The 11940-nt window shown below is 62.0% G+C and carries 14 protein-coding genes; 12 read left to right on the forward strand and 2 right to left on the reverse strand.

Annotation, left to right across the window (positions count from 1 at the left end):
• Both BQ4888_RS07155 and BQ4888_RS07160 read right to left on the reverse strand, forming a co-directional pair.
• Positions 1-513, reverse strand: coding sequence for a ferritin (locus BQ4888_RS07155; RefSeq protein WP_092055703.1), 513 nt, complete (start codon positions 511-513; stop codon positions 1-3).
• A 162-nt stretch (positions 514-675) separates the two neighbouring features.
• On the reverse strand, positions 676-1137 hold the full coding sequence (locus BQ4888_RS07160; RefSeq protein WP_092055706.1) for a hypothetical protein: 462 nt from the start codon (positions 1135-1137) through the stop codon (positions 676-678).
• A gap of 297 nt (positions 1138-1434) precedes the next feature.
• On the opposite strand from BQ4888_RS07160, the gene yihA reads away from it, so the two are divergent.
• The 12 genes from yihA to BQ4888_RS07220 all read left to right on the forward strand — a co-directional run bounded on the left by yihA (position 1435) and on the right by BQ4888_RS07220 (position 11932).
• Positions 1435-2058: a ribosome biogenesis GTP-binding protein YihA/YsxC gene (gene yihA / locus BQ4888_RS07165; RefSeq protein WP_092055711.1), complete on the forward strand. Its 624-nt coding sequence runs from the start codon at positions 1435-1437 to the stop codon at positions 2056-2058.
• 70 nt (positions 2059-2128) lie between these two features.
• A complete protein-coding gene (gene cobS / locus BQ4888_RS07170; RefSeq protein ID WP_092055714.1) occupies positions 2129-2884 on the forward strand; it encodes an adenosylcobinamide-GDP ribazoletransferase in 756 nt (251 codons plus the stop codon).
• 8 nt (positions 2885-2892) lie between these two features.
• Entirely contained in the window at positions 2893-3498 is a 606-nt protein-coding gene (gene cobC, locus BQ4888_RS07175; protein ID WP_092056380.1) for an alpha-ribazole phosphatase, read from the forward strand.
• Positions 3499-3598: 100 nt separating this feature from the next.
• Positions 3599-3985 (forward strand): sirohydrochlorin chelatase, encoded by a 387-nt coding sequence (locus BQ4888_RS07180; RefSeq protein ID WP_092055717.1) that lies wholly within the window; start codon positions 3599-3601, stop codon positions 3983-3985.
• A gap of 170 nt (positions 3986-4155) precedes the next feature.
• Positions 4156-5367, forward strand: coding sequence for a precorrin-6y C5,15-methyltransferase (decarboxylating) subunit CbiE (gene cbiE, locus BQ4888_RS07185; protein ID WP_092055720.1), 1212 nt, complete (start codon positions 4156-4158; stop codon positions 5365-5367).
• Between the two features lie 23 nt (positions 5368-5390).
• Positions 5391-6554, forward strand: coding sequence for a PDDEXK nuclease domain-containing protein (locus BQ4888_RS07190; protein ID WP_240746307.1), 1164 nt, complete (start codon positions 5391-5393; stop codon positions 6552-6554).
• A gap of 84 nt (positions 6555-6638) precedes the next feature.
• Positions 6639-7685 (forward strand): cobalt-precorrin 5A hydrolase, encoded by a 1047-nt coding sequence (locus tag BQ4888_RS07195; protein ID WP_092055723.1) that lies wholly within the window; start codon positions 6639-6641, stop codon positions 7683-7685.
• A 60-nt stretch (positions 7686-7745) separates the two neighbouring features.
• Positions 7746-8684 carry an adenosylcobinamide-phosphate synthase CbiB gene (gene cbiB, locus BQ4888_RS07200; RefSeq protein WP_092055726.1) on the forward strand — a complete coding sequence of 313 codons (939 nt, stop codon included), beginning with the start codon at positions 7746-7748 and terminating at the stop codon, positions 8682-8684.
• Between the two features lie 104 nt (positions 8685-8788).
• Complete coding sequence (locus BQ4888_RS07205) at positions 8789-9820, forward strand: GGDEF domain-containing protein (protein WP_092055728.1); 1032 nt, start codon at positions 8789-8791, stop codon at positions 9818-9820.
• The gene (locus tag BQ4888_RS07210) at positions 9813-10781 is read left to right on the forward strand and encodes a tRNA dihydrouridine synthase (RefSeq protein WP_240746308.1); all 969 of its coding nucleotides are present in this window, start codon (positions 9813-9815) and stop codon (positions 10779-10781) included. The genes BQ4888_RS07205 and BQ4888_RS07210 overlap by 8 nt, the downstream gene beginning before the upstream one ends.
• A 1-nt stretch (position 10782) precedes the next feature.
• Positions 10783-11022, forward strand: coding sequence for a DUF3820 family protein (locus BQ4888_RS07215; RefSeq protein WP_092055730.1), 240 nt, complete (start codon positions 10783-10785; stop codon positions 11020-11022).
• 52 nt (positions 11023-11074) lie between these two features.
• Positions 11075-11932 carry a 4Fe-4S ferredoxin gene (locus BQ4888_RS07220; RefSeq protein WP_092055733.1) on the forward strand — a complete coding sequence of 286 codons (858 nt, stop codon included), beginning with the start codon at positions 11075-11077 and terminating at the stop codon, positions 11930-11932.
• Positions 11933-11940: the final 8 nt, after the last annotated feature.

Below are 11940 nucleotides of genomic sequence, written 5' to 3' on the forward strand. Positions count from 1 at the left end.
TCAGGCCGCCGTGGCTGGCGGCACGAAGACCCGCTGCGCGAGTTCCTCGTCGAGACGCAAGAGGCCGTTGCCGTCGTTGCCGATCCGCTCGAGCTTACGCACGATGAGGGAGAAGCTCGCTTCTTCCTCGACCTGCTCGGTGACGAACCATTGCAGGAAGATCTGCGCCGCGTGGTTGCTCTCCTCCTTGGCCAGATCCATGAGTTTGTTGATGCGGTCGGTGACGAAGTTCTCATGCTTGAGGCTGTAGCGGAAGGCGTCGAGGGGGGATTCGTAGGTATTCTTCGGCGCTTCGAAACCCCGGAAATCGGTGCGCCCGGCAGCATCGGCGATAAAATTGTAGAACTTTTCGCCGTGGGTCATCTCTTCCAGCGCCTGTACCCGCATCCAGGAAGCGATGCCGGGGAGATCCTCGGACTGGAAGTAGCCGGCGATGGCCATGTACAGGTAGGCGGAGAAAAACTCGTTCTTCATCTGCTCGTTGAGGGTGTCCTGAAGTTTTGGGCTGAGCATGGCGGTCTCCTTGGGTTTGAGATAAATGACCTGTTTGGTCTTTTTTTGATTTTATAGCAGAATTCCCGGGAATGTCCAGGGGGAGGATGAGGCGCGGCGGGGAATAAAAAACGGGACCCGTTACCGGGCCCCGTCGGGATCGTTGCGAGAATGAGCCTGTGCCTACTTCATGCCGTCTTCGAAGATGATCTTGCGCAGGCCGTCCAAAGCGGTGTTGCCTTGGTTGATCTCTTCGGTAAAGGGATTGCGGTAGGTGTAGGTGACGTAGGTGCAATCGCAGTCCGAGGGGAGGAAAGCGTCCTGGATCATGAACTTCTTGCCGTCCGCCTTGCGGGTGACCTCGATATTGCCCGAGCTGATGTCATTGCCGAACATACTGTAGTTGATGTCGGGACTGTCGAAGAAAACGATTTGCGAAACCGTCTCCAGGGGGATATCGATGGCGGTGCCGCTCAGCCAGCCTTTGATGACCGGGCGTCCTTCAAGCTGGAAGAAGATGATTTCCTGGCCGTCGATGGTGACAAACTTGCCGGGCCGGGATTCCCCACCGAAAACAAGGCCTGCCTGAAGTACGAAAAACAGGATCGGGATGGCGATAAGGCTGATCCGCATGCGGACGTTCATTGCAGAGGTCTCCTTGGAAGTGGATTTATATAGAGAAGAAGATGAAATCGACATCCGCTCGCTGGCTCGCCCCTGTGGGTGTGGGGCGCAAAACCAGCCTACTTGGTAACAGCTTTGAAAGAAAAAATCAATGGTTTTTACGGGTAAGGGGTGCGATTCAAGCCCTTTGTCGACGATTTAATCATTCCGGCGGTGGGCTTTGGGCGGTCGGGGTATCTTTTTTCCCGTCGCCTGTGCTAAAGTTCCCGCGCGCCATCGTTTTTACTCGCCTTTCAGCCTTTGCCAAAGAGGTTTTTCGTGATTATCCGTTCCACCGCCTTTATCAAGAGCGCCACCCACCCCGGCAATTACCCCGAGGCGTCATTACCCGAGGTGGCTTTCGCCGGACGCAGCAACGTCGGCAAGAGTACCCTGATCAATACCCTTGTCAATCGGCGCGGCCTGGTGCGGACCTCATCGACCCCGGGGCGGACCCAGTTGCTCAATTTTTTCGACATCAACGGCGAGTTCTCCCTGGTCGATCTTCCAGGCTACGGTTTTGCCAAGGTCCCCCTGGCGGTGAAGAAAGACTGGGGACCGATGGTTCGCACCTATCTGGAGCGGCGCGAGCAGCTCAAGGGCGTGGTCGTACTCTTCGACATTCGCCGCGTTCCCCGGGAAGAGGATCTCGATCTGCTCGACTGGCTCGAAGAATTCGAGGTGCCGACCATCCCGGTCATCACCAAGGTCGACAAGATCAGCCGCAACCGGCGCGCCGCCCAGGTCAAGCCGATCCTCGAAGCCACCGGGCTGCCGCTGGAGGCTTTCAGCTTCTTTTCCGCCCTGAGCAAAGAGGGCCGGGAGGATATCTGGGAGCGGATCGAAGACGCCCTGGAACTCCCTGGCCGGAAAACGGTCGAAGACGGTTCTGCGGAGAACTGAGCCCGGCGGCAGGTGGCCCCACGGAGAAACCATGCCTTTGACGCCGCGGAGCGGCCGAAGGGAGTGACGGATGAAACGACTCTGGGAAGAATTTCGCATCGCCGGCGGCTTTCTGACTGTTTTTCCGGTGGCCGACGATCTCTCCGGGGATCCGGAACGCCTCGGGCGCAGCATGGCCTTTTGGCCCGCCATCGGCCTGCTCATGGGGTTGGGACTGGTGGCCATGGATCAGGCCCTGACGTCCCTCATCCCCCGGGCGGTGGTCGACAGTCTGCTGGTGCTGACGATGATCGCCATCACCGGGGCGATCCATCTCGACGGTATCGCCGACCTCAGCGACGGTCTGGCCCGGGGCAAGGATCGCGAGGGGGTCTTGCGCATCATGAAGGAAAGCCGGGTCGGCGCGATCGGGGTGATCAGCCTGGTCATGGTGCTGCTGCTCAAGTATGTGATCCTGCATAACGTGCCGGTGCAGCTCAAGACCCAGGTTCTGATCTTTATGCCGATGGCCGGGCGCTGGACACAGGTGCTGCTCGCCGCGTTCAACAACTGCATCCGCTCCGGTACCAGAGCCGGCGGGGAGTTTGTCGACTACGTCGGCAAGCGCGAGTTTTTTATCGCTTCGGCGACCTTCGCTGTGGCGACCCTGGTTCTCTTCGCACTGCAGGGGTTGGTGGTACTGCTCATCTTCGGCCTGGTTGGAGTGCTGCTGCTGCGTTATTTCCAGCATCGGCTGGGGGGTGTTACCGGCGATGTTCTCGGGGCGGGGAACGAAGTCATGGAGATCTTTGCCCTGCTGCTGATTCATCTGCTCCGGCACGCATGACGGGCGACATGACCAGCGCACCCACCCGCATCCACCTCATCCGCCACGGCCAGGTCGTGGGGTTTGAAGATAAACGCTACAACGGCCAGGGGGATGTGCCGCTCACCGCCGAAGGGCTGGCCCAGTACCGGGCGCTGCTCCCCCGTCTGGAGAGTTGCCCGCTGCGCGCCGTCTACAGCAGCGATCTGAGCCGCTGCCTGCAAGGGGCGCAACTCCTTGCCGCGTCCCACGGCCTGACTCCGATGGCGACCGCCGAGCTGCGTGAGCTGCATATCGGCGAATGGGAAGGGCTGACCTGGAAGGAGTTGCAGGCTCGCTATCCACAGGAATGGCAGGCGCGCCTTGCCGACATCGTCCACTACCGGGTTCCGGGCGGGGAAACCCTCCTCGATCTCGCGGCGCGACTGCGCCCGGCCCTGCGCCGCATCCTCGACCGGCATCCCGGGGAAGAGGTGCTGGTGGTGGGGCACGGCGGCGTCAACCGGGTTCTCCTTCTCGACGCCATCGGCGCCCCCCTCGACCGGCTTTTCCGCATCGAACAGAATTACGGCTGTCACAATATCATCGACTACTCTCCCGACGGCACCGCCGTGGTGAAGCTGCTCAACGGCTAGTTTTGAGCCGCTTGCGGATCTTGGCGAAATTCCCGGGGCCTGCTTTCCCGCGGCAAGGCCTTCGCAACTCTCTTTAAATCGTCCTGAAAAAGAGCTCGTCATGAAGACCGCCATCCTCCTTTTGGGCCACGGTTCCCGGGCCGCCGGAGCCAACGACACCCTTTCTGCCATTGCCTCCCTGGTCAAAGCTGAAACGGGCGCCGCGCTTGTCGAAGTCGCTTTTCTTCCACCCCATACCCCCGGTATCGAGGCGGGGATCGACCGCTGCGTCGCGCAAGGGGCGGCGCGCATCCTGCTCTCGCCTTATTTTCTCTACGCCGGTGCCCATGTGCTCCAGGACCTCCCCGAGCAGATCGAGCAGGCGCGCATGCGCCATCCCGGGCTGGAGATGATTCTTGGGAAGCCGCTGGGCGTCCATCCCAAGCTGGCCGAGATCGTGCGCGAGCGCATCGACGCGGCGTTGCAGATGGTCGGCTGGAGCCTCTGAATGGGCCTGCCACCGGTCTTGACGAAGCCTCGGCGAAAACGCTAGAGTGTGCCCAGCTTTCTGGGAACGTCTTTGAAAAAGAATGGTCTTCTCCTTCGCCGAAAAGATGTGGCGAAAGGGATTCGCACGTGTCGGCAGAGCCCCCTGATTTTTGAGAGGAGCGGGATATCATGAACAAGATTTACGTCATCGGCGCTGGTGTCGAAGGGCACGAGGGTTTCAGCCGCCGGGCCCTGGAACTGATCTCCCAGGTCTCCCTCCTCTGTGGCGGTGAGCGGCATCTGCGCCTCTTCCCCGATTTCGTCGGGGAAAAGCTGGAAATCGACAGCAATCTCTCGCGCCTGGTGGAGCGTCTCCTTGCCCGCAAGGGACCGGCGGTAGTCCTCTCTTCCGGTGACCCTCTTTTCTTCGGCATCGGTCGCATCCTGCTGCGCAATCTCAACCGCGACGAACTGGAATTTGTTCCCAACGTCAGCTCGGTCCAGTACGCCTTCGCCAAGATCAAGGAGCCCTGGGACGATGCGGTCTTCGTTTCGGCTCAAGGCCGGGGGCTCAAGGGGGCGGTGGATCGCATCGTCGCCAACGACAAGGCCGCGGTTCTCACCGATGAGGTCAATACCCCGGCGGCGATCGCCGCCGAACTGATCGAACGCGGCCGCGACGGCTACACTGCCTGGCTCTGTGAAAATCTCGGTGGCGCCGACGAACGCATCCGCAATCTCTCCCTTCCCGAACTGCTGCGGCTTTCCTCCTCTCCCCTCAACGTCCTGATCCTCATCAAGGAATACGAAGGGGAAGGGGAGGAATACGTACCGACCCTCGGTATCCCCGACGAGGAATTCGCCAGTCTCAAGAAACACATCACCCGGGAAGAGATCCGGGTCGTGACCCTGGCCAAGCTCAAGTTGCGGCACGATATGTGCCTGTGGGACGTGGGCGCCGGCAGTGGTTCGGTGAGTATCGAGGCCGATCATCTGCTCCCCAACGGCCGCATCTTTGCCATGGAGCGCAACGAGCAGTGCCTCGCCTTTCTCAAGCAGAACCTCAACAAGTTCCACACCCGCCACGTCACCCTCGTTCCCGGCGAGGCCCCCGACTGTTTCGAGGATCTGCCCGATCCCGACCGGGTCTTCATCGGCGGCTCGGGGGGGAATCTCTTCCGCATCCTCGAAGCCGTCGACACCCGGCTCCCCGCCGAAGGGCGCATCGTCATCAACGCCATCACCCTGGAAACCCTCACCGCCGCCACCGAGTTCTTCGAGAACGCCGGCTATCAGGTCGAGGTCACAACCATCAACATCGCCCGCACCCGGCCGCTGACCGAGTACAAGATGTTCGAGGCCTATAACCCGGTCTACATCATCGTCGGCGAAAAGGGTTAAGGGCGCTGGCCAAGGATAAAGACGTGAAAGAAAAGGCCGCCAATGACCCAACGGGGCTTTCGCCTTCCGGGGAGAATCCGGAAATCACGCCCCTTGTCGCCGAACTGCGCGGACTTATCCACTCCGCCCGGCACGCCGTCGCGACCAGGGTCAACACCCTGCAGGTCTTGACCAATTTCGAGATCGGGCGGCGGATCGTTGAGCATGAGCAGCAGGGGGCGGAGCGGGCCGAATATGGGAAATCGCTGCTGAAAGAATTGTCGGCAAGATTGACTGAAGAGTTCGGGACCGGGTTTTCTTTGACCAACCTGAAATTGATGCGGCAGTTTTTCATCGAATACCAGAACCGAATTGGTCAGGCACTGCCTGACCCATTTACATTTCAAAAAACTGGTCAGACAGCGACTGACCAGTTGATGGGAGTTGGGCATATCCCTGAGCAGGCGGTGATTTCCGAAAAGCTTTTATGGAAATCGCCGTTTACTTTAAGTTGGACGCATTATGTATTGCTCCTCACGGTCAAGAATCCTGATGAGCGCAGTTTTTACGAAATCGAAGCTTTTCAGTCGGACTGGTCTTTACGTGAGTTGAAACGCCAGATCTCGTCCGGCCTTTATGAGCGACTCGCCCTCAGTCGAGACAAGGAAGGCCTTCGCCGCCTTGCCAACGAAGGGCAGGTCATCGTCAAGCCCGAGGATCTGCTCAAGGAACCTTATGTCCTCGAATTCCTCGGCCTCGACGAGAAGTCGGAGTATTCCGAGTCCGACCTGGAGAGTGCCATCATCGACCGACTCGAACAGTTTTTGCTTGAACTCGGCAAGGGGTTTCTTTTCGAGGCCCGGCAGAAGCGTTTTACTTTCGATGAAGATCATTTTTTCGTCGATCTCGTCTTCTACAACCGGTTGCTGCGCTGCTACGTGCTGATCGATCTCAAGCTTGACAAGCTCAACCACCAGGACCTGGGGCAGATGCAGATGTATGTGAATTATTTCGACCGGCAGGTGAAGACTCCCGAGGAAAATCCCACCATCGGCGTCCTTCTCTGCAAGCGAAAGAAAGACGCGATCGTCGAATTGACCCTTCCGGCCGACGCCAATATCCATGCTCGCGAGTATCAGCTTTATCTTCCTTCTAAAGAGTTGCTGCGCCAGAAGTTGATGGACTGGGCACGGGAGGAGGCACAATAGGACCGGATCCGGTTTGTTTGCAGGGTCCGTGAAAACGCCGAAGCCCGGCACCCGAAAATTTTCTCACCTATTTGGGAGTCTGCTTTGAATCTCGCCATTGTCGCCATCACCGATGCGGGGGCGCGGTTGGTCCGGCGAATCGCCGCCCGGGTCGGCGATTGCGCCTTTTATCTGCCGGAGAGGTTGCGGGAAACGGACGGCGGGCACTATTTCGAGACGCCGTTGGGCGAGGTTTTGCCGGAGCTTTTTGCGCGCCATCGGGAACTGGTCTGTCTTTTGCCGATGGGGGTTGTGGTCCGCCTGCTCGCCCCCCACCTGCGCGGCAAGGCCCTCGACCCGGCGGTGGTGGTGATGGACGAAGCGGGGAATTTCGCCGTCAGCCTTCTGGCCGGCCATCGCGGCGAGGGGAACGCGCTGGCGCGGAAAATGGCGGGGATCACCGGCGGGCGGGCGGTCGTCACCACTTCCGGCGATGGCGACGGCCCGTCGACCTGGGATGAGGCGGCCCGTCAGGCGGGTCTGGTACTGGAACCGGCGGCCAACCTGAAAAATCTCAATGATCTGTTGCTGCATGGGGAACGGATCGCCCTGGTTGACCGGCGGGGGCGCATCGCCCACGATTTCATCGAAGTCCCTGGTGTGGAGCTTGCGGAAACCTTCAGCGCCGCCCTCAACAGTGGCGCGGCGGGGATGGTCTTCGTCACCCATCGGCTGGTGCCCAATCTCGACCGGATACCGAACCTGCTCTTGCTGCGCCCTCGGGATCTGGTGCTGGGTATCGGCTGCAGCCGGAATGTCTCGGCCGAGGAGATCGAGCGGGCGGTGAGGTGGGAGTTGGAGCGGGCCTTTCTGGCGCTGCCGAGCGTGGCCTGTCTGGCGACCAACGCCGAGGGGGCCGAGGAACCCGGGCTCTGCGAGTTTGCCCGGCGCTTCGAACTGCCGATCGAAAGTTGCGAGACCGCCACTTCCGGTGGCGGGTGCTTTTCCTTAGATGCGCGGTCGGGGGGGATGGGGGATTGTGAAGCGGCAGCCCTTTTTTCGTCCCGGGGCGGTCGTTTGCTGGTGGCCAAGAAGAAGCATGGTCAGGTGATTTTGGCGATCGCGTCAAAAAACGATTCCGGCGGGGGATGATCTTTCGCGGCGCCGATTCCGGTCTTTGCCACGATTAATCCCGACCGGCCTGGAGGAACGATGGACTGGCTGATTCCGGCGGCTTTCGCCCTTGACCTGCTGCTCGGCGATCCTCATGGTATGCCCCATCCGGTGGTGCTCATTGGCGCCATCATCAATCGCCTGGAAATCCTCCTCGCCGGCCTTTTCAGTAATCGTCGTCTGGCCGGAACGCTGCTGGCTGCTTTGACCCTGCTGGTGACGGCAGGGCTCGCCTGGGGCCTGTTGCGTTTGGCGGCGGAGATCCATCCCCTGCTCGGTCTGGCCGTCGGCGTCTGGCTGGCCTACACGACCCTGGCCCTGCGCGCCCTGCATCGGCTGAGCCGTGAGGTGGTTCGTTTTGTCGAGCAGAAGCGGCTGGCCGAGGCGCGGCGCGCCCTGTCGCTCATCGTTGGACGGGAAACCGCGACCCTCGACGAGGAAGGGATTCTGCGCGCCTGCATCGAAACGGTCGCGGAAAACACCTCGAGCGCCGTGGTCGCTCCGCTCTTCTATCTGGCCGTCGGCGGTCCGGTCCTGGCCCTGCTCCATAAGGCGGCGGGGACCCTCGATGCCATGGTCGGCTACCGCGACGACCGCTATCGCGAACTCGGCTGGGCCTCGGCCCGTCTCGACGATCTTTTCAACCTGCTTCCGGCCCGTCTGACCGGCATGCTCATGGCCCTGGCGGCACCTTTCTGCGGACTCGGAGGCTGCCGGGCCTGGCGCGTCATGCTCCGTGACGCCCGCAAGCACGCCAGCCCCAATGCCGGTTTTCCCGAGGCAGCCATGGCCGGCGCTCTCGGTGTGCGCCTCGGCGGCCCGGCTGTCTATTTCGGTCGGCGGGTCGAGAAGCCGACCCTGGGGGACGATGCCCGGCCGGTGACTGTCAAAGACTACTACGGCGCCCTGCGGCTGACCTATCTCACCGCCTTTCTGGCCCTTGGGCTGGCGGTCTGGCTGGTTTATCTCGCGGGATAAAAACGGTTTTTCCTCTTGTTCGCTCGGCGCCTTTGTGACGGTGGCGGACGTAAACTGTCGGTTCCGACTTTTTCTATGAACAGGATTTCCCCGGGAGAGGGGCCATGGATCAATTGACTCTGATAGAGCGTTTTCGCGAGAACGAAGAGCTGGCCCGCAAGTTCCACGAGGTGGAAAGCAACATCCTTTCGGTTCTCAACTTCCGGGATTTTTTCGAACATCTGCTTCTCGACATTGGCGAGATCTTCGCCATTCCCCTGGTCTGGTTCACTCTGATCGACGATGTGGATCTCTGCCGCCTGATCCGCCATTCGGCAACCAGCAAGGTACTGCGTGAGCGTATCCAGGTGGTCGACCGTGAAACCTTTGGCGAGCTTCTACCCGATACTCAGTGCCCGCTGCTGATGAATGAAGGCTTGCATCGCTACCTGCGGCTGATGCCCCCGCACTCTTATCCCGCCCTCGGCTCCCTGGCCCTGGTGCCGGTTACCCTCGACGGCGAGGTAGTCGGCAGCCTCAATCTCGCCGACCGCTCCGTTTCCCGCTATGCACCCGGGTTGAATACGGTCTTGGTGGAACGACTGGCGCTCAAGGTTTCCCTTTGCCTCTCCAACGTCACCGCCCACGAAAAGCTGCAGAAGGTCGCCCATCACGATCCCCTCACCGATCTCCTCAACCGGCGCGCCATGGAGAGTATCCTGCAGCGGGAGTTCGATCGGGCGCAGCGTTATGAGCGTCCCCTTTCGCTGGTCTTCATCGATCTCGACGACTTCAAGCGGGTCAACGACACCCACGGGCACGATTGCGGCGATCTGCTCCTCCAGCATCTCGCCGGTAATATGAGTCGCCTCTGTCGGGCCTCGGACGTGGTTACCCGCTTTGCCGGCGACGAGTTCGTGCTGATCCTCCCCGAAACCGGCAAGGAGCGGGCCGAACGGCTGATGGTGCGTATCCTCGGAGAGTTGTCGCGGCGCCCCTTGCTGGTCGACGGAGAGCCGATCAGAGTAACCGCCAGTTACGGCATCGCCTCCACCGAGGATGGCGTCATCGGCGATGCCGCCAGTTTGCTCAAGGCCGCTGATCAGCGGCTCTATGCTTCGAAAGAGGCGCGCAAACAAGAGGAGCCCGATGTCTAGGCCCGTCCTTTTGCCCTGGGAGGCCGGCAGTCGACCGCTGATGCTGGCGCCGATGCAGGGTTTGACCAACCGCGCCCTGCGCGCCGAGTTCGCCGCTTGGGTGCGCCCCGATGTCCTCTTCACCGAGTTCGTGCGGGTCCATGGCGCTTCCGTCAAGCGTCGCGTTTCCGCCGCTGACCGCCGGGAGATCGCCGCCGCGGAAGGGGGCATTCCCCTGGTGACCCAGCTCATCGGCCACGGCGTCGAGGCGCTGACGGCGGCGGCCAAGGAAGCCCAGGCGGCGGGGGCGGTCCACATCAATCTCAACATGGGTTGTCCCTACGGCCGCACCACCTCGGGCCTGACCGGCGGCAACATGCTGCGCCGTCCCGAACTGCTCTCCGATCTGCTGCCGGCCCTGCGCGCGGCCATCACCGGCGGCTTTTCCATCAAGCTGCGCGCCGGTTACGACGATCCCCGGCAGATCTTCTCGTTGCTCCCCCTGTTCGAGACATCCGGGGTCGATTTTCTTGTTCTTCATCCCCGCACCGTCAAGCAGGAATACACCGGAGAGGCCGATCACGCCCTCACCGCCGAAGTCGTGCGCGCCACCGCCCTGCCGGTCATCGCCAACGGTGACATTCGCACCGCCGAAGGGGGCCGGCGGGTGCTGGAGACGACCGGCGCCGCCGGACTGATGCTCGGGCGTGGGGCGATCGCCGACCCGCTCCTTTTCGAGCGACTGCGGGGGCGGGCGTCGGCAACGCCGCGCCGGGCCGAGCGAGGAGCGATGCTGCGCCGCTATCTCACCGGACTGCACGGGCGCTACCGGGAACTTTTCTGCGGCGACGCCCAGGTGCTGGCCAAGCTCAAGGCGGTGCTCTGCACCATGGACGATCCCGAGTTCGCCACGGCGGTGCGCGACCTGAAACGGGCCGCGACCTTGCCCCGTTTTCTTGCCCTGGTGGAAGGGCTGGGCTGACATGGAAATCCCCCAGACCAATCCGGCGCACCTGCTCGACCTGGCACGGGCGCGCATGCCTTATGGCAAATACCAAGGCTGGCGACTGATCGATCTGCCCGAGCGCTACGTCGTCTGGCTGTCCGGTCAGGGCTTTCCTCCCGGCAAGCTCGGCCGCCAGTTGCAGGAGGTGCACGAAATCAAGGTCAACGGGCTGGAGTATCTCTTCGACCCCTTGCGGGGAGTAGGGAGTGAGGAGTGAGGAGTGAGGAGTGAGGAGTGAGGAGTGAGGAGTGAGGAGTGAGGAGGGTGCGATGGGTTTACCGAAGTTGATTGTCGAGACGCTCGAGCGCTTTTGTGCCGAATCGCCGGCCAACTCCCTCTCCGGCGACGGCGGGGAGGCGGTCTGGGGGATGCCGCTGGTCGGCTTTTCCCGGGGGGATGACTTGCTCTATGCGCGCATCAAGGCGGATATCGGGGCGTTTCTCTGGACCCCGGCGGAAGCCTTCGCTCTCGCTTTTCCCGAAGAGCCCATCGCCGCCGGGGAGCTGAGCGTGGTCGGCTGGATTCTGCCGCAGACGGCGGCGACCCGGGCCGATCAACGGGCCGCGGTCGAACTGCCCGCCGAGCGCTGGAGCCGTTCGCGGCTGTACGGCGAAATCTTCAACGAACGCCTGCGCGCGCATCTGGTCGAAAGCCTCGCCGCTCGCGGCATTCAGGCGACGGCACCGGCCCTGCTCGCCGATTTCGCCTACCGGCAATCCCCCCGTTTCGGCCTGGCCTCCAACTGGTCGGAACGCCATGTCGCCCACATCGCCGGGCTCGGCACCTTCGGTCTCAGCGACGGGCTCATCACCCCCCTCGGTAAGGCTATGCGCTGCGGCTCGGTGGTGGTGCGGGCGCAGCTCCCAGTGACGGCACGGCCCTATGTCGGGCACCAGGATTGGTGCCTCTATTACGCCAAGGGCACCTGCGGCGTCTGCGCCCGCCGCTGTCCGGTCGGGGCTATCGATGAAAGGGGGCACGACAAGGTCAAATGCCACGCCTACATCCGCGAAGTCACCGCCGTCCACGCCCGCGTCCTACTCGGCGCCCAAGTCACCCCCTGCGGCCTCTGCCAGGTGGGTATCCCCTGCGAGGAGCGCATTCCGCCGGGGCTGGCGGGAGGGTGACGGGATAA

This window comes from Desulfuromonas acetexigens (genome assembly GCF_900111775.1).
GTDB classification, from domain to species: Bacteria; Desulfobacterota; Desulfuromonadia; order Desulfuromonadales; family Trichloromonadaceae; genus Trichloromonas; species Trichloromonas acetexigens.